This is a genomic window from Niastella soli (assembly GCF_017742245.1).
In the GTDB taxonomy this organism is placed as follows: domain Bacteria; phylum Bacteroidota; class Bacteroidia; order Chitinophagales; family Chitinophagaceae; genus Niastella; species Niastella soli.
Window position 1 is genome coordinate 511,663 of record NZ_JAGHKO010000004.1, and the last position, 19,981, is coordinate 531,643.

At 44.1% G+C, this 19,981-nt stretch carries 21 protein-coding genes; 13 read left to right on the top strand and 8 right to left on the bottom strand.

Annotated features, from left to right (window positions below):
* Positions 1-33 precede the first annotated feature (33 nt).
* Together J7I42_RS17010 and J7I42_RS17015 are read left to right on the top strand one after the other, a co-directional pair.
* The gene (locus J7I42_RS17010; protein ID WP_209140040.1) at positions 34-672 is read left to right on the top strand and encodes an NAD(P)H-binding protein; all 639 of its coding nucleotides are present in this window, start codon (positions 34-36) and stop codon (positions 670-672) included.
* Positions 673-697: 25 nt separating this feature from the next.
* Positions 698-1,096 carry a (R)-mandelonitrile lyase gene (locus tag J7I42_RS17015; RefSeq protein WP_209140041.1) on the top strand — a complete coding sequence of 133 codons (399 nt, stop codon included), beginning with the start codon at positions 698-700 and terminating at the stop codon, positions 1,094-1,096.
* A 21-nt stretch (positions 1,097-1,117) separates the two neighbouring features.
* Here the strand turns inward: J7I42_RS17015 and J7I42_RS17020 are convergent, their stop codons facing one another.
* Together J7I42_RS17020 and J7I42_RS17025 are read right to left on the bottom strand one after the other, a co-directional pair.
* The gene (locus J7I42_RS17020; RefSeq protein WP_209140042.1) at positions 1,118-2,032 is read right to left on the bottom strand and encodes a helix-turn-helix domain-containing protein; all 915 of its coding nucleotides are present in this window, start codon (positions 2,030-2,032) and stop codon (positions 1,118-1,120) included.
* Between the two features lie 48 nt (positions 2,033-2,080).
* Entirely contained in the window at positions 2,081-3,085 is a 1,005-nt protein-coding gene (locus J7I42_RS17025) for an aldo/keto reductase (protein WP_209140043.1), read from the bottom strand.
* Positions 3,086-3,267: 182 nt separating this feature from the next.
* Here J7I42_RS17025 and J7I42_RS17030 point away from each other — a divergent pair, with 182 nt between their 5' ends.
* The 5 genes from J7I42_RS17030 (at position 3,268) to J7I42_RS17050 (ending at position 7,700) form a co-directional block, all read left to right on the top strand.
* On the top strand, positions 3,268-4,086 hold the full coding sequence (locus tag J7I42_RS17030) for an oxidoreductase (RefSeq protein ID WP_209140044.1): 819 nt from the start codon (positions 3,268-3,270) through the stop codon (positions 4,084-4,086).
* A 114-nt stretch (positions 4,087-4,200) separates the two neighbouring features.
* Positions 4,201-5,106 (top strand): helix-turn-helix domain-containing protein, encoded by a 906-nt coding sequence (locus J7I42_RS17035; protein WP_236065512.1) that lies wholly within the window; start codon positions 4,201-4,203, stop codon positions 5,104-5,106.
* Positions 5,107-5,125: 19 nt separating this feature from the next.
* Positions 5,126-5,800: a Rossmann-fold NAD(P)-binding domain-containing protein gene (locus J7I42_RS17040; RefSeq protein ID WP_209140045.1), complete on the top strand. Its 675-nt coding sequence runs from the start codon at positions 5,126-5,128 to the stop codon at positions 5,798-5,800.
* 79 nt (positions 5,801-5,879) lie between these two features.
* Positions 5,880-6,767 carry an SDR family NAD(P)-dependent oxidoreductase gene (locus J7I42_RS35140; protein WP_236065513.1) on the top strand — a complete coding sequence of 296 codons (888 nt, stop codon included), beginning with the start codon at positions 5,880-5,882 and terminating at the stop codon, positions 6,765-6,767.
* Positions 6,768-7,043: 276 nt separating this feature from the next.
* Positions 7,044-7,700 (top strand): YdeI/OmpD-associated family protein, encoded by a 657-nt coding sequence (locus J7I42_RS17050; RefSeq protein WP_209140046.1) that lies wholly within the window; start codon positions 7,044-7,046, stop codon positions 7,698-7,700.
* Here the strand turns inward: J7I42_RS17050 and J7I42_RS17055 are convergent, their stop codons facing one another.
* Both J7I42_RS17055 and J7I42_RS17060 read right to left on the bottom strand, forming a co-directional pair.
* Entirely contained in the window at positions 7,701-7,961 is a 261-nt protein-coding gene (locus J7I42_RS17055) for a deaminase (RefSeq protein WP_209140047.1), read from the bottom strand.
* A 202-nt stretch (positions 7,962-8,163) separates the two neighbouring features.
* Positions 8,164-9,279 (bottom strand): Gfo/Idh/MocA family protein, encoded by a 1,116-nt coding sequence (locus J7I42_RS17060; protein WP_209140048.1) that lies wholly within the window; start codon positions 9,277-9,279, stop codon positions 8,164-8,166.
* Between the two features lie 348 nt (positions 9,280-9,627).
* Between J7I42_RS17060 and J7I42_RS17065 the strand changes: the two genes are divergently transcribed.
* Positions 9,628-12,249: a DUF5916 domain-containing protein gene (locus J7I42_RS17065; RefSeq protein WP_209140049.1), complete on the top strand. Its 2,622-nt coding sequence runs from the start codon at positions 9,628-9,630 to the stop codon at positions 12,247-12,249.
* Here the strand turns inward: J7I42_RS17065 and J7I42_RS17070 are convergent, their stop codons facing one another.
* The 4 genes from J7I42_RS17070 to serA form a co-directional block, all read right to left on the bottom strand.
* Complete coding sequence (locus J7I42_RS17070) at positions 12,250-12,750, bottom strand: DinB family protein (protein ID WP_209140050.1); 501 nt, start codon at positions 12,748-12,750, stop codon at positions 12,250-12,252.
* 166 nt (positions 12,751-12,916) lie between these two features.
* Positions 12,917-13,324 (bottom strand): DoxX family protein, encoded by a 408-nt coding sequence (locus tag J7I42_RS17075; protein WP_209140051.1) that lies wholly within the window; start codon positions 13,322-13,324, stop codon positions 12,917-12,919.
* 126 nt (positions 13,325-13,450) lie between these two features.
* The gene (locus J7I42_RS17080; RefSeq protein WP_209140052.1) at positions 13,451-13,693 is read right to left on the bottom strand and encodes a hypothetical protein; all 243 of its coding nucleotides are present in this window, start codon (positions 13,691-13,693) and stop codon (positions 13,451-13,453) included.
* A gap of 53 nt (positions 13,694-13,746) precedes the next feature.
* Positions 13,747-14,985, bottom strand: a complete 1,239-nt coding sequence (serA, locus tag J7I42_RS17085) for a phosphoglycerate dehydrogenase (RefSeq protein WP_209140053.1) — start codon at positions 14,983-14,985, stop codon at positions 13,747-13,749.
* 156 nt (positions 14,986-15,141) lie between these two features.
* On the opposite strand from serA, the gene J7I42_RS17090 reads away from it, so the two are divergent.
* From J7I42_RS17090 to J7I42_RS17110, 5 genes are all read left to right on the top strand, one after another.
* A complete protein-coding gene (locus J7I42_RS17090; protein ID WP_209140054.1) occupies positions 15,142-16,428 on the top strand; it encodes a serine hydrolase domain-containing protein in 1,287 nt (428 codons plus the stop codon).
* Between the two features lie 12 nt (positions 16,429-16,440).
* Positions 16,441-17,937, top strand: a complete 1,497-nt coding sequence (locus J7I42_RS17095) for an NAD(P)H-hydrate dehydratase (RefSeq protein WP_209140055.1) — start codon at positions 16,441-16,443, stop codon at positions 17,935-17,937.
* A gap of 41 nt (positions 17,938-17,978) precedes the next feature.
* Positions 17,979-18,548, top strand: a complete 570-nt coding sequence (locus tag J7I42_RS17100; protein ID WP_209140056.1) for a hypothetical protein — start codon at positions 17,979-17,981, stop codon at positions 18,546-18,548.
* A gap of 77 nt (positions 18,549-18,625) precedes the next feature.
* The gene (locus J7I42_RS17105; protein WP_209140057.1) at positions 18,626-19,210 is read left to right on the top strand and encodes a PhnA domain-containing protein; all 585 of its coding nucleotides are present in this window, start codon (positions 18,626-18,628) and stop codon (positions 19,208-19,210) included.
* A 36-nt stretch (positions 19,211-19,246) separates the two neighbouring features.
* On the top strand, positions 19,247-19,942 hold the full coding sequence (locus J7I42_RS17110; RefSeq protein ID WP_209140058.1) for a GNAT family N-acetyltransferase: 696 nt from the start codon (positions 19,247-19,249) through the stop codon (positions 19,940-19,942).
* Positions 19,943-19,981: the final 39 nt, after the last annotated feature.

Genomic DNA, 19,981 nt, shown 5'->3' on the forward strand with positions numbered 1-19,981 from the left:
CCAATTAATAAGTAAAATCTACGTATACAAACAATGGCCAACGTATTAATTTTGGGTGCCGGTGGACAAGTTCCGGCACATGTTATAGAAAGGCTGAAAACAAATAAAGCTATCAAGCTCACGTTATATTTGCGTAACGCAAACCGCTTGGAAAAACTGCAATCGGCTAATATCAGAGTAGTTGAGGGTGATATACTTGACAGTAAAAAGCTCACTGATGCCATGCAGGGACAGGATATAGTTTATGTAAATATTAATGGGCAGGAAGACCTACTAACGCAACAGATTCTGAATGCAATGCAAACGGTCGGTGTAAAGCGTCTAATCTTTATTGCAGCCATAGGTATTTACGATGAAGTGTCCGGAGACTTTGGCAAATGGAATGAAAAAATGATTGGACCCATTTTGCAAAGGTATAAACAAGCTGCCAATCAAATTGAGGCCTCAGGAATAGATTATACTATTTTGCGTCCTACATGGTATACCGATAAAGATGAAATAGATTATAAGTTTACTCAAAAAGGCACTCCTATTACCTGTACTGAAATTTCCAGGAAAAGTGTCGCCGATATGGTGGTGAATCTTATTGAAAAGCCTGAATTGTATATCGGCACCAGCCTTGGTCTGGAAAAGCCAGGAACAGAAGGAAACAAGCCTTCTTTTATGCAATAGCTTGATCAAAATAAAAAAGAAATGTATGGAGATCATTAAGAATGGTTCAAAACCATCAGGCAAAGGGCCGGCAGACTGGTTCACCGGTGCCGTGCGTATAGATCCGTTGTTCGATGCCAATGAAGTAAGGCGTGGCGCTGCTGCTGTAGTAACTTTTGAACCAGGCGCAAGAACGGCATGGCATACGCATCCACTTGGGCAAACATTGATCATAACAGCAGGATGTGGCTGGATTCAAAAGGAAGGCGAACCAGTACATGAAGTATTTCTCGGTGATGTGGTTTGGTTTGAACCCAATGAGAAACACTGGCATGGTGCCACTGTTACAAATGGCATGACACATATCGCCATACAGGAAAACCTAAACGGAAAGGTAGTAGATTGGATGGAGCAAGTGACCGCAGATCAATACAATTTCAAATAACCGTATTGAACCGCCAAGCTTTCAATTAAATGATTGTCGGAACTGCAACGGCGTTACATTCGTTTTATTCTTAAACAACTTGTTGAACGATTGAGGATATTCAAACCCTAATCTATAAGCTATTTCACCCACGGATAAATTAGTTGTTGTCAATAATTCTTTTGCCTTTTCTACCAATTGGCAATGGATATGTTGCTGTGTTGTTTGCCCTGTGAGGTTTTTCAGCATATCATTTAAATAATGAGGCGAAACAAAAAGTTTTTCAGCAAAAAATTGAACCGTTGGCAGAACTGTCGCATTAGACCTGCCATCCTTTAAGTAGGCAATCAACAACTCTTCAAACTTTGCAATCAAATCATTGGATGCTTTCTTTCTGGTAATGAACTGGCGGCTGTAGAAACGATTGCAGTAGTTTAACAAAAGGTCAATATGGGAAACAACGAGGTCCTGTGTAAAGCCATCTATAATAGCTTCAATTTCCGATTGCAAATTTTGCATTATTCCAGAAACAATCATTTCTTCTTTTTCCGAAACGTGTAGGGCTTCGTTTGTGGCATAAGAGAAAAATCCGTAATCATTGATCTTTTTTGCAAGCTGATAGCCGTGAAGAAAATCAGGATGAAAGGCAAGCATCCAGCCTTGTAATTTGGTGGGAGTAAAGCCTTCTATGGTTATTCGTTGTTTAGGTGCATAAAAGGTTATTGTGCCGTTGTCAAAATCATAGTATTGCTGCCCGTATCGGATTTTTCCATCAAAGTTTTTCTTCAAAAAAACAGTATAAAAGTTATGAATAATTGTTTCTACGGGTACGCTTTCCTTAGTATTGACGTCATCCAATTTCACTACACTCACCAACGGATGCACGGGCTTTCTCAGGTTAAGTGAGGCATGTAGGTCTGAAACAGAGTTAAAAATATGATGTTTGTCGTTTTGCATACATAAAAATCAAAGTTAGTGGGTAAGAAGATATCTTACCCACTTCGGTTATAAGTTAACATCTTTCATATCGGCGTATCTATCACCAGTTTGTGTTCCCAAAGGAATAATGGCTTCCAGGCGGGATACATCCTCTATACTAAGTTCAATTGTTGCAGCAGATATGTTCTGTTCCAGGTACTTTACCCTTTTTGTCCCTGGAATTGGAACATGGCCTTTTGCTATCACCCAGGCTATAGCCAACTTTGAGATAGCCACCTGCTTTTCCTGTGCCATTTTTTTTACTTCATTCAACAGTTCAATATTCTTGTAGAACTGCTCGCCCTGAAACCGAGGTAAATACCTTCTAAAATCGTCGGCAGGAATATCTTCCGGATGTTGAATTTCGCCCGATATAAAGCCTCTCCCTAATGGTGAATAGGCAACAAAACCAATGCCCAATTCTTTCAACGTTTGCAAAACACCTAATTCTTCCACCTGCCTTTCAAACAGCGAGTATTCCGTTTGCACCGCAGTGAGCGGATGAACTTTGTGGGCCCTTCTTATAGTTTCAGACCCAACTTCGGAAAGACCGATATACCGTACCTTGCCTTCTTTTACCAGTTCTGACATAGCTTCCACAGTCTCTTCAACGGGCGTATCCCTGTCGAGACGGTGCAGATAATAAAGATCGATATAATCAGTGTTCAGATTTCTTAATGAACGCTCTGCCGCCTTCTTAACGTAATTTTTGCTGCCATTGGTCCTGCCGGCACCATTACCATTATCGTCCATCTCAAAGCCAAATTTTGTGGCTATAATGTATTGATTTCTTTTTCCATCTATGGCTTGGGAAATTAGCTGCTCATTTTTAAATGGACCATAAAGATCTGCAGTGTCCAAAAAATTACCGCCTAACTCAAAGGAGCGGTGAATGGTAGCAATAGCTTCTTTTTCGTTTGATTCTCCGTAAACCTTCATTCCCATCATTCCTGTCATACCCATACATCCCAGCCCTATGCTTGGCACAGTAAGTCCCTGACTGCCTAATTTTACTTGTTTTAAGTTGCTCATATCATTTTATTTATGACAAAGATGTACCTATTGGGGCATGGAAATGTATCCAAAACATACAGATTTGTATCCATGAAGGATGTATTACCGCACCACCCGCAATAAGTATACAAGAAACCGGCATTTGTTTAAATATTACAATCCTTTTTATCTGACATTTATGCAGTTAAACAAGTACAATTATGAATAAAGTAATCCTTATTACAGGTGCCAGTTCAGGAATTGGAAAAGCAGGTGCACTTAAGCTAATACAGGAAGGCTATACTGTGTACGCAGGTGCGAGGCGGATGGATAGAATGCAAGACTTAAAAGATGCGGGTGGCTTTCCTGTCAGACTGGATGTAACAAGCTCAGAAGATATTAAAAGTGTAGTTGACAATATCATAGCGAAAGAGGGCAGAATAGATGTTTTATGGAATAATGCTGGTTTCGGCTGTTATGGCGCAATAGACGATGTACCATTAGATGATGCCAGGCGGGTTTTTGAGGTAAATCTTTTTAGTATGGCAGCCTTAATTCAAATGGTCGTACCCCACATGCGAAAGGTAAAATCAGGTACCATAATAAACACCTCTTCTATGGGCGGCAAAGTCTATGTTCCTCTCGGTGGTTGGTATCATGGAAGTAAGCATGCAATAGAAGGATTTAGCGACTGTTTACGTCTGGAGCTGAAGCAGTTTAATATTAAAGTTGTCATTCTTGAACCGGGAGCAATAGGAACAGAATTTAACACGGTAGTTGAAGAGGGACTGAAAAAGTATAGTGATAAATCCGCCTATACCGGTCTTTATAAAAAGATTGTAGGTAACATTCGAAGGGGCACAACCGAAGGTGGCGCATCACATCCATCTGTTATTGCAGATACAGTTAGTAAGATACTGAAAACTAAAAAACCAAAAACCCGATATGCGGCGGGCAAAATGGCAAAGCCATCAATATGGCTTCGCACATACCTTGGAGATCGAATCTTTGACAAAGTTATATCCAGTCAAATGAAATAATCAAAGTCAGGTTACCAGGATCATATTTTATTAATTGATTTTGGCTAAATTACTATCCGCAACAATTGGTATCTTGGATGGTTGTACTTTGAATAGTTTGTTTAATCTTTTAACATGAGCATTATCCATATAGAAAGTATATCAGAAGTAAATGACCTGCTCGGTCAGCCAAAAGTCAAACATCCCCTGATCGGAGTAGCTAACTTTACAAAATTCGAACAGGAGTTTGAACCGGGGATTAAGTTTACACTCGGTTTTTACATCTTAATGTATAAAAACTGGTGTCCAAATAAAATAAAATATCGTCAGCATATTCACGACTTTCAGGAAGGTACTCTTCTATGTATTGCTCCACATCAGGTTATTACTGTAGATGAAGCTTTTAAAAGCCCTAAGGACACCCAGGGTTGGGCAATATTTTTTCATCCCGATTTAATCCACGGGACACAACTTGGCAGAAACATTAATAACTATTCTTACTTTAGTTATTATTCCGGAGAAGCTTTATATTTATCTGATAAAGAAAAACAGATATTAGGTGAATGCAAACTAAATATCGAGGATGAACTTTGTGAAAATATCGATAAGCATAGCCGCACCTTGTTGATCACCGCACTCGAATTGATGTTAAATTACTGCTCCCGATTTTACGATCGTCAGTTTATCACCAGGCATGCTATCAACAATGATGTCATAAATGAAGTGGAACAGTTGTTACAAAACTACTTCCGGTCGCAAGATTTAATTCGGCAAGGGCTACCAACAGTTAAATACCTTTCGGAAAAAGTAAACTTATCACCTGGCTACCTAAGCGATCTTTTGAAAAAAGAAACTGGCATGAATGCACAAGACCGCATTCATTATTATCTGGTTGAAGAAGCGAAAAACCTGCTTCTTAGTTCAAATCAATCTGTGAGTGAGTTAGCATATTCTTTAGGTTTTGAATACCCCCAATATTTCTCAAGATTATTTAAAAGCAAAACGGGGTTGACACCGCTTGAGTTTAGGAACAATAATTAACCTGCAACAGCAATAAAAAATGAAGGTACTTATAACAGGAAGCACAGGAATGGTGGGCAAATTAGTTTTACAGAAATGCCTTTTATCTGATGAAATAACCGAAATAAGAAGTCTGGTTCGAAAGCCAACAGGACTAAAGCATGATAAATTAGCTGAAATAATTATAGAAAACTTTGAAGATTACTCACAACACGAAAATTTATTTAAAAATATTTCTGTAGCTTTTTTCTGTTTGGGTGTTTACACAGGACAAGTGGGTGACGAACTATTCAAAAAAATCACTGTAAATTATGCAGTAGAATTTGGGCGAACCTTGGAAAACCACAGTCCGCAAGCGACCATGTGTCTGCTAAGCGGTGCGGGGGCAGACACGACGGAAAAAAGCAAAACATCTTTTGCACGTTATAAAGGAATGGCTGAGAATAGAATCTCAAATTTGAATCTTAGATTTTATAGTTTCAGGCCGGCATACATATATCCGGTTGAACCAAGAAAAGAACCGAATGTAGGATATAGAATAATTAAGGTTTTATACCCATTACTTAAATTGTTTGGAGAGAAATACAGTATTAAATCAACTGAATTAGCAAATGCCATGTTCAATGTTGGCCTTTATGGTGCTGACAAGCAAATTTTGGAAAATCAGGACATATTGAAATACATATCTTCAGAAACGTATCTAAATAAGGCGTAAAACCACTAACAATTATTCCCGGGCTTGATCGACCTTTGTTTTTTAACATAGGCTGTTACAAGGTATAATACTTTAATGAATGGAAAATAAAACATTAGATGGAAAGGTAGCTTTAGTTACCGGTGGCTCCAAAGGTCTGGGACAAGAAATCTCCTTTGTATTGGCCTCGGCAGGGGCTACAGTAATTGTCAATTACAACAAAAGTCAATCGGATGCAGAACGGATAACCGCCAGAATAAAAGCCTCGGGTGGCAAGGCCGTAGCTATAAAGGCTGATGTTTCCAGGGAAGCTGACATATCCAGCCTCTATAGTGAAATTAAGGAGCAGGTAGGGTCAGTAGACATACTTGTAAACAATGCAGGTATCAACCCCTCCAAACCACTTCTGGAGTTGACCCTCGAAGACTTCCAAAAATCCATCAATGTAAATCTTACAGCTGCGTTCCTGACTACACAAGCGGCATTACCAGCTATGATAGAAAAAAATTATGGACGTATCATTAATATATCGTCTGTTGCCGCACAATTAGGAGGCGTAATAGGCCCAGCTTACGCAGCTTCAAAGGCAGGGATGCTGGGGCTGACACATTCTTATGCGGCGCTGCTTGCGAAGTATGGTGGCATCACTTCCAATGCTATAGCCCCTGCTCTCATTGAAACTGAAATGATAAAAAAACAATCCCAATATAAAACCAACGCTCATTCCACTTGGACGTTTTGGGCAGCCAGCAGAAGTTGCCAGCGTTGTGCTTATGTTGGCAACAAATGGTTACCTCAATGGACAAACTATCAATGTAAATGGTGGCTGGTACATGAGTTGATCTTGAATTTAAACGCCTGTAGCTTGTCGACTAAACAACCATTGGCGAACCTTCTCTTAACGAAAAAGTTGAAAGGGGAAACTGTTTATTTTCTGTTATACTTTATATTTGCTCCGACAGGCAAAAGCGGAAATAAGCACGCCTAACTGGCACACTTTTGTGCCTGATTAGATTTGCCTGGCAAAAATTTGACAAGCAGAGGCTTTAATATATTGAAGACCAGGACTTAACGAATCCAGTCCTGGGCACTTACTTAGAATGCCTCTTGATTTTATCAAGAGGCATTTTTGTTTTTAGGGTAGCTAAGAAATTAGGACCTGGCAAAATAAAAACGCTGCGTAAATATTTTTACGAAATGAACTTCAGCAATATTCAATAAATAGCTAAAGCCGCCTTTCCCTACCTTAGCTCAAACCCACACCATGCCAACGCCATTAGCTCAAAAACTAAAGATAAAAGAAGGCTACACCTTACTCACCATCAACGCCCCTGCCGATTTCAAAAAGGAACTCGGTCCCCTACCCGATGCTGTTTCCATTTCATCCACAGCAAAAGACTTTCAGCAAATTCACTGGTTCATCCTCAATAAAGCCCAGCTCGATAAGGAGCTGCCCAAAGTTATGCCCCTGGTAAAAGATGAGGTGCTTTGCTGGTGTTACTACCCCAAAGGCACGTCTGCCCTGCAAACTGACCTTACACGCGATAAAGGATGGGACAATCTGCTCAAACACGAACAATTTCATTGGATCAGTCTGATCTCCTTTAACGATACCTGGTCGGTCTTTGCCTTTCGGCTGAAAACGGAAGCCGACAAAAAGAAGGAAGCAAAACCCCAGGAACGGCCCATTCTCGATTATATCGATCCACAGAAGAAGACCGTCCGCCTGCCCGATGACCTGAAGGCAGTACTGTCGAAAAACAAAAAGGCCATTTCTTTCTTTGAGTCCCTTTCGTTCACCAACAAAAAGGAGTATGTGGAATGGGTAGTTACCGCCAAACACCCGGAGACCCGCAAGGAACGCATTTCGGGTACCATGGAAAGATTACTGCAGGGCTGGAAGAACCCAAGGAATACGTAGTTATAAAACGGTAATCATTGGTGGCTGGCCCCATGTATGCAGATCTGAGGTTGTAAGGATATTAAAAGGAGGCCTGGTGCCCCCCAGCTCCCCGGAATGTTTTGCGAAGACCACTTCTTTAATTTTATAATGCCTGATGGCATAGGAACAAAGTATACAGGGTTCTACATTACTATACAAAACCGAGCCTGACACATCCTCTCCCTTTTGTACCGCATCAAGTAAGGCCACTACTTCGGCATGCCGGGTAATGTCTTTCAACTGCCTGCTTTTTTCATAACCCTCACCTATATTTGTCCATCTTTTACCAATACGCTGCCTACCGGGCTTTCCCCTTCTGCAGCCGCCCTTTCGGCAAGCACCATACACCTGTCCAGATAATGCTGATGTTCACTCATGGCTCAAAATTAAAAAAGCCTCCCGACAAACCGGAAGGCTTTTATTATCCTATAGTACATTCTTATCATTTTAATTCCACCCGTTTACCACTGCTGACCGCCTGGTAAATGGCATCTATGATCTTTAGATCGCGCACCCCTTCCTCTCCATCAACCGGCACAATTGGCTGTTGGCCATCCAGGATAATACTGGCCATTTCATCCATCTGCACCGTTTGATGGGTGATATGCGGCTGCGTTAACTCACCTTTATTAGTACGTCCTTTTATGGGGCCATAGCCGGTAGCAGGTTGCAATTCGGCAAATCCTTTTTCTGCATTTAAAAAGAACCGATCGAGGTTGTTCATACTATAGGTACTCAAACAGGAAGCCACCGCACCACTGGGGAAACCCAGTTGAAATTGAATGGTCTCATCAACCCCGGGTTTAAATTTTTGCGGATTGTTCTTGGTCTCCTCGGCAGTCACCCAAACAGGTTCCTCCCCGATCATATAACGCGCACCATTAATGGAATAAATACCAATGTCCATCAGGGAACCGCCACCAGCCAGGGCTTTGTTTAACCGCCATTGGGTAGGGTCGCCAATAGTAAAACCGCTTAACCCCTGGAAGAACAGTATTTTTCCCAGTTCACCATCCTTGCGCATGCGAATGATCTCCAGGGTCTTTGGTTCAAAATGCATGCGATAGCCTACCAGCAATTTTACATTGGCTTTTTTGCAGGCATCTACCATCTCCTGCCCTTCTTTGGCATTAAGCGCCATCGGCTTTTCACAAATAACATGCTTACCCGCTTTGGCGGCTCGGATCACATTGTCATGATGCAACCCGTTTGGCGTGGTCACATAAACCACATCTATATCCGGATTGTCTTTTATTTTATCGAAGGTCTCGTAACTATAACAGTTCTTTTCAGGTATATTATATTTCGATTGCCAGCTGGTGATCTTGGCGGGCGTACCACTCACCACCCCGGTTAGGCGGGCCCGTTTGCAATCCTTCATGGCTTCTGCCACCCGGGTGCCATAACTACCCAGGCCCATGATGGCCACACGTAACGGCGGACCATCATATCTTTTTGCATTGGGATGTTCTATACAGGAAAGCGCTTCAGCTGATACCAACGGGAATGTGATCACCGAAGCCACCAGCTTTTGCAGGAAGTCTCGACGGGAATTCATACAGGCAAGTTTTAAATAAATTTAAGTAACAATGAGTTACCGCAGCATTATTTATGCCACCAACATTTTTACCAATTGTAATGATCATTTACCATTAACAGCCATGTTGTATCGTTCTTGCAGGATTCCATTTCCGCTCATCCTTAAAATAGTTGTTTTTTGTAACTTATTAGCGCAGCATTTTCCATAGGCTGCCACAGCAATAGCCCCGTTGCTCGTTTTTCTGAAATTACCGTTGCTATACTTTAACAGCAGTAAAAAAAAGAGAATCTGTACACTTGGAATATGAACCCCAGCAAACTGCTTTTGCTAATTTATTTTGCAGTCACATGTATCACTACAACCGCCATGAGTCAAACAACCGATACGACGGTTGTAAGAAGAACTTTTATTACCCAGCACATTCAGGGAAATATTTTAATGGATGGCATCCCTAACGAAGATGCCTGGAATGCGGTTGACTGGAGCGGTAACTTCATTCAATGGCAACCCAATGAAGGCAAAGCGCCCCATCAACCTACCGAATTCAAGATCCTGTATGACGAAAAATACCTGTACATAGCTTACCATTGTATAGACCAACATCCCGATTCCATAATAAAATGGATGGACCGCCGCGACCAGTTCCCCGGCGATTGGGTGGAAATAAATATCGACAGTTATCACGACCATCGCACTGCCTTTTCTTTTACCCTATCGGTATCGGGCGTACGCGGCGATGAGTTTGTTTCCAACAACGGTGATAACTGGGACGTAAACTGGAACCCCATCTGGTTTTCCAAAACCCATATTGACGAAACCGGTTGGACGGCAGAAGTAAAGATCCCGTTCAGCCAGCTGCGTTATGGCAATGAGGTCGACAAAACCTGGGGCATACAGGTAACCCGACGTATTTTCCGCAAGGAAGAAAGGTCCTGCTGGCAATATATTCGCCAGGGCTCTGGAGTTTGGGTTAGCGCCTTTGGTGAACTAAAAGGTTTGAAAAATATTCCCATGCACCGCCAGGTAGAAATTGCGCCTTATGTAACCATACAGGCCGATAAATACAAAAAAGAACCCGGCAATCCTTTCGCCAAAGGGTTCGATACCAAATTAACCGGTGGCGTCGATGGCAAGTATGCTGTTACCAACGACCTCATTCTTGACTTCACCGTTAATCCTGATTTTGGCCAGGTAGAGGCCGATCCCTCGCAGGTGCGCATCGATGGCTTTCAGAACTTTTTTGAAGAACGCCGGCCTTTCTTTATGGAAAGCCGGAATATTTTCAACTACCAGTTAACTGGCTCCGAGGCGGGTGGCGATTATGACTCCGATCTGCTTTTCTATTCCCGGCGCATCGGCAGTTCCCCGCATTCCACGCCCGACATAAACGACAATGAATATTTGAAAATGCCGCAAAACACCTCCATCCTGGGCGCCGCCAAGTTCAGCGGCAAAACCCGCAAAGGCTGGAGCATTGGCGTACTGGAAAGCATTACCCAACGGGAAATGGCCACCATCGATAATAATGGGGAGAAAAGAGAGGAACTGGTGGAACCGCTTACAAGCTATTTTGTAGGCAGATTGCAAAAAGACATCAACAGCGGCAAAACCATCTTTGGCGGCATCATTACCGCTGTAAATCGCGATGGTGGTCTGAACGACCTGTTACACCGCCAGGCCTATTCCGGGGGGCTCGACTTCTATCATACCTGGAAAGACCGCACCTGGTACATTCGTGGTAATATGGTCTTTAGTCAGGTACAGGGCACAAAACAAGCCATTCTCAATACCCAAACAGCTTTTGAACACCTGTTTCAACGCATCGATGCCCGTGGATTGTCGGTGGATAGCAACCGTACCGATCTAACTGGTACGGGCGGCACCTTCCGCCTGGGGAAAATAGGGGGCAAAGGATCAGGAAAGCATGGCCGCCTGTTTAAATTTGAAACGGGTTTCACCTTGCGCTCACCTGAGTTGGAGCTGAACGATATTGGTTTTATGCTCACCGCCAATGAGATCAACCATTTTACCTGGGCAGGTTTTCACTGGCCCAAATCATTCCTGTTCTTCCGTTGGGCCCGGTTGAACTACAACCATTGGTCGAGGTGGGATTATAGCGGCAGGTTCCTGAACCAGGCCTTTAATTTCAATACCCATGCCTCTTTTAAAAACAACTGGCAGGTGGGTACCGGCAGCACCACCACCGTTTACGATGTTTCGAACAATGCATTACGGGGAACAACAGCCATTCGCAACCCTGGTAGCATCTCGCATAATGCTTATTTAAATACCGACTTCAGAAAGAAATTATATGCTTACCTGAGCTTATACAATCAGTGGGGATTTGGCAATACCACCAGGTACAATGGTGTGGACCTTACTCTTTATTATCAGCCCATGAATGCCCTGCGGCTCAGCCTATCCGGTAGTTATTCCTATAACTGGCGCCGGCAGGACCAGTTTGTAGACAATGTTACTTACAACAATAACACCCGCACAATTGTAAGTGAAGTAAAACAAAATACCCTGCGTTTTACCGGCCGGTTAACCTATAATATAACACCGGACCTTACCTTACAATACTATGGGCAACCTTATATTAATCGCCCCCTGTACAGCAACTTTGCGTATGTAATAAGCCCCATGGCAAACAATTACAACGACCGTTTTCATCCGTTCATCAATGGAGAAGTAAAAGAAGTGAATGGCAAATATCAGGTTGATGAGGACAAGAATGGTGTAGTGGATTATACCTTCGACAAACCTGATTTTAATTTTGTACAGTTCCGCTCCAACTTTGTAATGCGTTGGGAATATAAACGCGGCTCCGAACTGTACCTGGTATGGTCACAAAGCAATACACCCGATGCCGAAGCTGACCTTGACAACAATGTAGGAATACCAAAAAGTTTATTCAATAATGCCTTTGATCACGATGTAACCAGAAATATCTTTCTGGTTAAGTGGACGTATCGTTTCCTGAAATAATTACCAGGTCCGTTCATCCGCTGAAGGTCCGTAAATCGATGGAACAGGAATATCATTCAATCGCATATATACGGTAAGTTGTCCGCGATGGTGCACCAGGTGATTTATGGTTGAAATGATCTGCCCCAGTTTGGGAGCGGTGTATAAAACCTGGCCATTTCTCTTCAAAGAAAATGGCTCCTGCAGGGCTTCATTTGAAACATTGGTCAAAGCTTTTCTGGCACCCTGGATATTCTCATCAAACCGCTTTACCAGATCGTCAGTAGAAGCAGGATGGAAAAATTGACCTTTGGCTAAATCAATTTCAGGCTGTTCTATCATGGTTGTGATCCAATTGGGCATTTCAGCCACCAGTATTGCCAGATAGCCCAATTCCATTGACTTTTCATGCGGTTTGTAGTGGAAAAGCTCTATAGGAATGCGTTCCAGGCATTTACGGGTAGCAGTTACTTCTGACTCCAGTTCTGCTAAATAGGTTTTACCAATAGTGGTCTGGTTCATAGTTTTGATTTTTGTTAAAAAGCATGCAAATTGTAAGCCAACGAAAAATTATCAGGTAACAACGCTATTACCCCGTTTATAATCCCTTTTTTCTATACCGAATGCCCAACACTGGTTATAACCTGCGTTAGGCATTCATAATTTCCATGGCTATACTGTCGGCATGCTAGGCAACTGCTACTCCTGTGTAGTGAGTAGTGGCACCCGCCTGTTGCAATTTTCTTCTTTTTTGATAGAACATATATGCTGTAGTTAATAAGGCTAATGGAATAAGATTGTAGATCCAGTCGGGTTTACCTGCCATATAGATAGAATAAGTAGCGCCGATCAGGTCAAAGAAGAAGCCTGCATACGCCCATTCTTTCAACCGGTGGAATCCTGGGGTAAGAATGGCCACCACCCCTAAAAACTTGGCTACGCCAATGAATGGAATAAAATATACCGGATACCCCAGGTCTTCATGCATTCCTTTTATAGCAACCGGATGACTTATAATATCAGGTATAGCAGAACCCAGCATCAGGAAAGCCAGTAAACCGGTGAACACCCAGTAAAAAATGTTAGTCTTTTTCATGACAATGTGATTTAGTTGTTGAGTATTTGTTGTTGCTTTTGTTGAAACAAAGCTAATATCAAAAAACAGCCTCAACGGGGTGTGTTACGGACAATCTAAGGGGTGGTTTGCGACTTCGCCCGCCTTCTATGCCGTCTCCCGTCTGCCGTTTGCCGTTTGCCATCTCCCGTCTGCTGTTTGCCGTTTGCCATCTGCCGTCTCCCGTCTGCCGTCTCCCGTTTGCTGTCTGCCGTTTGCCGTTTGCCATCTCCCGTCTGCTGTTTGCCGTTTGCCATCTGCCATCTGCCGTCTCCCGTCTGCCGTTTGCCGTCTCCCATCTGCCGTCTCCCGTCTGCCGTTTGCCGTCTGCTGATTCACGATAGCCGACAAAAAAGCGGATCGCCCTTTTCAGAACGATCCGCTTTCTATAAAGTATAATACTATTAATACAACAGCCTTACCTTAATGGTATCCTTCACTTCCTTCAACAACTGCACCGCGGTATTCGACAGCTTCTTATCAATATCAAGCACCACGTACCCTATTTCATCGTTTGTTTTCAGGTATTGGCCCAGGATGTTGATCTTGGCATTCGACAGGGTGGTGTTTATGGCTGACAGTACACCTGGCACATTACGGTGAATATGCAGAATGCGATGCACGCCCTCTTGCAGCGGCAGGCTTAAAGTAGGCACGGTGTGCGAACCAATGCTGGTACCATTCTCCAGGTACTGGAACAATTTATTGCTCACATCTTCTCCAATGTTTTCCTGCGCTTCTTCGGTAGAACCACCGATGTGCGGGGTCAGTATCACGTTTGGCAAACCCTGTAATGGGGTAGAGAATTTGTCGCCGTTCTTTTCAGGCTCCCAGGGATATACATCCACTGCGGCGCCGCTCATTTGTTTTTCTTCCAGGGCCTTGGCCAGTGCCTCCAGCTCAACCACTTCCCCACGGGCATAGTTGATCAGGATAGAACCCTTTTTAAAGTTCTTGATCACATTCTTGTTGATCATATTCTTGGTGGCAGCCGTTTCGGGTACATGCAACGTTATGATGTCGGCCTGGCTTACCACCTCTTTCAGGGTTTTCTTGGCAATGGCATTACCCAGCGGCAGCTTGGTAATGGTATCGTAGAAAATAACATGCATACCCATCGCTTCGGCCAGAATGCTCACCTGGGTTCCGATGTTACCATACCCGATAATACCCAGGGTCTTTCCACGAAGCTCATAACTACCCTTTGCATCCTTCATCCAAATGCCCTCATGGGCGGCTTTGTTCTTATCAACTATGCGTCTAATCAACAAAATTGATAGACCAATAACCAGCTCTGCTACGGAACGGGTATTGGAATACGGCGCATTGAACACCGCAACACCCTGTTGCTTAGCATATTTTAAATCAACCTGATTAACACCAATACAAAAGCAACCGATCGCCTGTAGTTTCTTCGCAGCATCCAATACACGCGGGGTGATCTGCGTTTTGGATCGGATACCCAGCAAATGCACGTCCTTCACTTCCTTTATCAGGTCTTCTTCACTTAATGCCCCCGTTACTTTTTTAACGGATGTGTAGCCATTGTCTTTAAAGAATTTAACAGCCGTGTCAGAGATGTTCTCAAGTAGGAGAATGTTTATCTTTTCCTTGGGAAAACTCGTAATTTGTTTTTCGGTCATAATGAATCCCCTGCTTTTACGTTATCTTAGTTAAAAGATTGCAAATATAGTTCATAGTTGCAGAAACTTGGGCATAGAAATTGAGTTTCATGGCCCGTTACTGAACCGTTTTCTGTAACTTTACAAATTAGTTGAAACCATAAATTATTAGTCCTGGTGAAAAACATAGTCAGGTTGTTGCTAACCCTAGTGGTATTGGAAAGCTGTGCGCGTGTTAATAATAAGAAGGTTACTTCCTCCCCTATGAATGAAGGTGATACTTCATCCCTAACCCATGCTGCCGTCCCATTAACCCCCGAAGAGATGAGTTATTATAAGAGAATGGTAAGCAACCATCTCGACTCTACCTTCAGTAAAACAAGGTTCAATGGCAGTGTGCTGGTGGCTAAAAATGGCCAGATCATCTACGAAGAGTACAATGGCTTCGTTGATCCCCGCACCAGGAAAGATTCCATCACTCCCTCCACGCCTTTTCATCTTGCCTCCGTATCAAAGACCTTTACAGGTATGGCCACTTTAAAATTGTGGCAGGATGGCAAACTCAATATCGACGATCCTGTCTCAAAATATTTACCCGGTTTTCCCCTGGAAGCTGTTACGGTAAGGCTTTTACTGAACCACCGCAGCGGTATTCCCAAATATGACCACTACATGGGTGAAATGGGCTGGGATAAACACAAGATGGTTTCCAACCAGGATGTACTGGATTTCCTTATCGCCAACTACCGGAAAATACCTATCGCGGCCGCCAACCACGGCTTTAGCTATTCAAATACCAACTTTGCATTGCTGGCGCTCATCATTGAAAAAGTAAGCGGCCTTAGCTACCCGGAATACCTGAAAAAGACATTCTTCGAACCATTGGGGATGAAAGACTCCTACGTATTCACCCTCGCCGATTCGGCCAGATACATGCCATCCTTTTATTACAGCGGAAAAGAATACAGGTTCGAATTTCTCGATGCAGTGTACGGCGATAAAAACGTATACAGCACCGTGCGCGACCTGTTGAAATGGGACCAGGCCCTCAAAAATGAGAACTTATTTAAAAAGGCTACCCTTGACCAGGCTTATGCCGGTTACAGCTTTGAAAAACCCGGCACCCATAATTATGGGCTGGGCTGGCGCATGTACCTGTTGAATAATGGCAAAAAACTGATCTACCACAACGGCTGGTGGCATGGCAACCGCACCTCTTTCTATCGTATGCAGGATGAAGATGCCACCATCATTGCCCTTTGCAATAATGATTGCCGATACGTGTACAAGGTGAAAGAAATGGCCGATATTTTCGGCGATTACCTGCAAAACAATAACCGCTACGACGATGACGACCCAACAAACAGCCAGCAGGTTGCGCAAAGACCGGTCGCCAAACATCGCTCACATGCCGTTTCACATAAAAAGAAATCTGCCGGTCGCCGTTCTACTGCCAAAAAGTAATTAATTTTCGGGATGCAAATTTTTGCTACCGAACAAATTAGGGCTTGGGATGAATACACCATCCGCCATGAACCTATTGCCTCTGTAGACCTTATGGAGCGCGCCGCCACGGCTTGCTACGAATGGTTATTGCAAAACAATTACAAAGGCAGGGCTTTTACCATCTTTTGTGGAAAAGGCAATAATGGCGGCGATGGCCTTGTAATTGCCCGGCTGCTGACCCAAAGTCGTCATACCGTTACCGTTTACATCCTGGAATTTGGCCATAAGGGCACAGTAGATTTTCAGCTCAACCTGGCCCGGCTGCACGATACGACCGCCGCCATCCGGTTTGTATCCTCGGAAGAAATGCTGCCTTCCATTCCAGCTGGTGATGTGGTCATAGACGCCCTGCTGGGTTCCGGCATCAACCGCCCCGCCGACGGGCTTACCGCCAACCTGATACAACATATTAATAATAGTCACAATAATGTGATTGCCATAGATATTCCCAGTGGCCTGTTCGTAGACCAAAGCGCCCGGGGCAATAGGGTGATAAAAGCCCATCACACCCTTAGTTTTCAATGTTTTAAACCAGCTTTTCTGATGCCGGAGAATGCTGACAGTATTGGGGAAGTACACCTGCTCAATATTGGGCTGCTCCCCGGTTTTTTATCCATCCAGGATTCACCCTTTCTGCTTATTGATAAGGCAATGGCAAAACAGTTGCTGCAGCCACGGAAACCCTTTTCCCATAAAGGAGATTATGGTCATGCTGCTCTTATTGCCGGTAGTTATGGTATGATGGGCGCAGCGGTCCTTTGCGCCCGCGCCTGTTTGCGCAGCGGGGTGGGTAAACTCACCTGTCATGTTCCGGCCGTGGGTTACAACATTCTGCAAACCGCAGTACCCGAGGCCATGTGCAAAACGGGACCCGTCAACGATCCCGGTCACGCTGTGCAGGAAATGGACAAATACGACACCATTGGCATTGGTCCCGGACTCGGCGCTCACGCCAGTAACATAAAGCTTTTGTATTCAATTTTTGAGCAGAACCGCCGTCCCATGGTGATCGACGCCGATGGCCTGAATGCAATAGCGCAGGAAAAAGGGCTGCTGAACAAGATCCCGCTGGGTTCCATCCTTACGCCACACCCCAAAGAATTTGAACGGCTGTTTGGAAAGACCGCCAATGATTACGATCGCATCCAACTGGCGCTGCAAACCGCCACGGACAATGATCTGTACATTGTGCTAAAAGGCCGGTATACATTTATAGCCTCCCCCGATGGCAAGGGCTATTTTAACAGCAGCGGCAACCCCGGTATGGCAAGTGGCGGCACGGGCGATGTGCTTACCGGAATAATTACCGGTTTGCTGGCGCAGAAATATTCTCCCCTGCACGCGGCCATTATGGGCGTGTACCTGCACGGTTGTGCCGGCGACCTGGCGGCCGCTTATGCCTCCCAGCCTTCTTTGATCGCCTCTGATCTGGTAGACTTTTTAGGCCAGGCCTATCAATCGTTATAAGAAAATCCTGATATTGCCGTTTTAAACCCAATCCGTATTATATGAAAACTTCCCCTTTTTGGATCAACCTTATTATGTATGGACCATATATTTTATTACTGGTCCTTTTTGTCATCTTCTACTACCGCGCCATCAGGTTCTATGGCATTACAAAGCTGAAGAAATTTACGGTGGTCATGCTGGGCGCTTTTGTAGTGGCATTCGCCTTGCGCTATTTCAGGTTTAATTTCTTTGATTGGGTGCCCATCCAGTTTCTGAAAATTGCAGGCAATGAGCCAATCACCAATGTACTGATCCTGTTAATGATGGTCTTTTTTGTTACCGCCATTGCCAAAATACGTACAGAAAAAAACGCCCGTTTCCTTTCGTTAACCTGGCTGCTCATTGGCTTGTTCAGCCTGGCCTTTGGCTGTTGGCTTACCTACCTGTATGCACGCTGGGAAGCACCGGTCAAAAAACCTACCGGGCCTTTACAAATAGCTATAGACCTTAACAATGTCCGAAGCTTCTATTTGACACAGATGATCTATCCTTTTTTGTGGGTGATGGTTTGTGCTGTAAGCCTTTGGAAGATCAAAAAAGAAAAACGCACCTCAATATTTGCCAGATAGGGCTTTTAGGCAGGCGCATTTTGCAGGAACCGTTTAGGGTAAAAATATTACATTCGCCGCCAATTTAAACCCGTATTATGAAACTGGAAGAGCAATTAAAGCAAAGAAGCGGCAACCAATGTGAATTATGCAAATCAGGCGGTCCGTTAAAAATATATGAGGTAACACCCCAGCCCCGGAGCAACGCAGATGATACGATCCTCATTTGTGAGACCTGTCATGCGCAGATTGAAAAGAAAGCAGAACTGAATAACAAACACTGGGCTTTTTTATCAGAAACAATGTGGAGTGAGATACCAGGTATACAGGTTGTCTCCTGGCGGATGCTGAATCGCCTGAAACGGGAAAGCTGGGCAATGGAAAGCCTGGAGATGATGTACCTGGATGAGGACATGCTGGCCTGGGCCAAAGCTACCGGCGATCATGACAACGACGACGCTGTTGAATTACACAAAGACAGTAACGGCAATCTGCTACAAAATGGCGACACAGTGATCCTGACAAAATCGCTGGACGTAAAAGGCTCTACATTAAATGCAAAAATGGGGACGGTAGTAAAAAACATTCGCCTGGTAGAGAACAATACGGAACAGATTGAAGGTAAAATAGAAGGCCAGGTAATAGTGATACTTACCAAATACGTAAGAAAGCAAAACGCTTAAAACCTCTGGTCGGCCGCAAAATCATTACATTGCGAGATGCATCACAGTGATCCATTTTCAACACTTGATAACCCTGCCTGGTGGGCGCTCACCAGCATGCAGCAACAGTTTGCTACCGGACCACAAAACGCAAAACGATACCAACGCGGTGTGCTGCCTTTTGCTGCGCTTGAAACAGCAACAACGGAGAATTTGCTCACCCTGCACACGCTGTTTGAACCGGGTGAGCTCTTTTATCTGATTGGTGAGCTGCCGCCATTGCCGCCAGGCGTTCAGTTATTGAAAGAACTTCCCTGTGTGCAAATGGTCCTGCAAGAAGCAACGGCCCTGCCTGCCGGCACGGAGCCTATTACCCCACTCAACGCATCGCACAGCGATGACATGCTCCACCTCATCAACAAAGTGCAGCCGGGGTATTATGAAAAAGACACAAGACGCCTGGGCAATTATGCTGGAATCTGGCAGGGCAATGAACTGGTAGCTATTGCGGGCGAACGAATGCGGCTCGATCACTTAACAGAAATAAGTGCTATTTGTACCGATCCGGCTTATACCGGTCGAAAATATGCCCAGTACCTGATTGCCCATCTTTGCAACGCTAACCTGCAAATGGGCAATACCCCATTTCTGCATGTATTAGAAACAAATGAACGGGCCATCAGACTGTATGAATACCTTGGGTTCACCACCAGAAGAACGATCAGCTTCTGGCAGCTCGTGAGTAGTTTGTGAGTTTGTAAGTTGTGAGTTGTGAGTTGTGAGGGGGTTCGC

Coding starts and splice junctions, on each gene's coding strand:
- J7I42_RS17015 (WP_209140041.1), top strand. CDS start 698: ATGGAGATCATTAAGAATGGTTCAAAACCATCAGGCAAAGGGCCGGCA.
- J7I42_RS17070 (WP_209140050.1), bottom strand. CDS start 12,750: ATGAACCAGACCACTATTGGTAAAACCTATTTAGCAGAACTGGAGTCA.
- J7I42_RS17095 (WP_209140055.1), top strand. CDS start 16,441: ATGCAAATTTTTGCTACCGAACAAATTAGGGCTTGGGATGAATACACC.
- J7I42_RS17030 (WP_209140044.1), top strand. CDS start 3,268: ATGAATAAAGTAATCCTTATTACAGGTGCCAGTTCAGGAATTGGAAAA.
- J7I42_RS17110 (WP_209140058.1), top strand. CDS start 19,247: ATGCATCACAGTGATCCATTTTCAACACTTGATAACCCTGCCTGGTGG.
- J7I42_RS17105 (WP_209140057.1), top strand. CDS start 18,626: ATGAAACTGGAAGAGCAATTAAAGCAAAGAAGCGGCAACCAATGTGAA.
- serA (WP_209140053.1), bottom strand. CDS start 14,985: ATGACCGAAAAACAAATTACGAGTTTTCCCAAGGAAAAGATAAACATT.
- J7I42_RS17040 (WP_209140045.1), top strand. CDS start 5,126: ATGAAGGTACTTATAACAGGAAGCACAGGAATGGTGGGCAAATTAGTT.
- J7I42_RS17060 (WP_209140048.1), bottom strand. CDS start 9,279: ATGAATTCCCGTCGAGACTTCCTGCAAAAGCTGGTGGCTTCGGTGATC.
- J7I42_RS17075 (WP_209140051.1), bottom strand. CDS start 13,324: ATGAAAAAGACTAACATTTTTTACTGGGTGTTCACCGGTTTACTGGCT.
- J7I42_RS17035 (WP_236065512.1), top strand. CDS start 4,201: ATGAGCATTATCCATATAGAAAGTATATCAGAAGTAAATGACCTGCTC.
- J7I42_RS17065 (WP_209140049.1), top strand. CDS start 9,628: ATGAGTCAAACAACCGATACGACGGTTGTAAGAAGAACTTTTATTACC.
- J7I42_RS17100 (WP_209140056.1), top strand. CDS start 17,979: ATGAAAACTTCCCCTTTTTGGATCAACCTTATTATGTATGGACCATAT.
- J7I42_RS17020 (WP_209140042.1), bottom strand. CDS start 2,032: ATGCAAAACGACAAACATCATATTTTTAACTCTGTTTCAGACCTACAT.
- J7I42_RS17010 (WP_209140040.1), top strand. CDS start 34: ATGGCCAACGTATTAATTTTGGGTGCCGGTGGACAAGTTCCGGCACAT.
- J7I42_RS35140 (WP_236065513.1), top strand. CDS start 5,880: ATGGAAAATAAAACATTAGATGGAAAGGTAGCTTTAGTTACCGGTGGC.
- J7I42_RS17025 (WP_209140043.1), bottom strand. CDS start 3,085: ATGAGCAACTTAAAACAAGTAAAATTAGGCAGTCAGGGACTTACTGTG.
- J7I42_RS17050 (WP_209140046.1), top strand. CDS start 7,044: ATGCCAACGCCATTAGCTCAAAAACTAAAGATAAAAGAAGGCTACACC.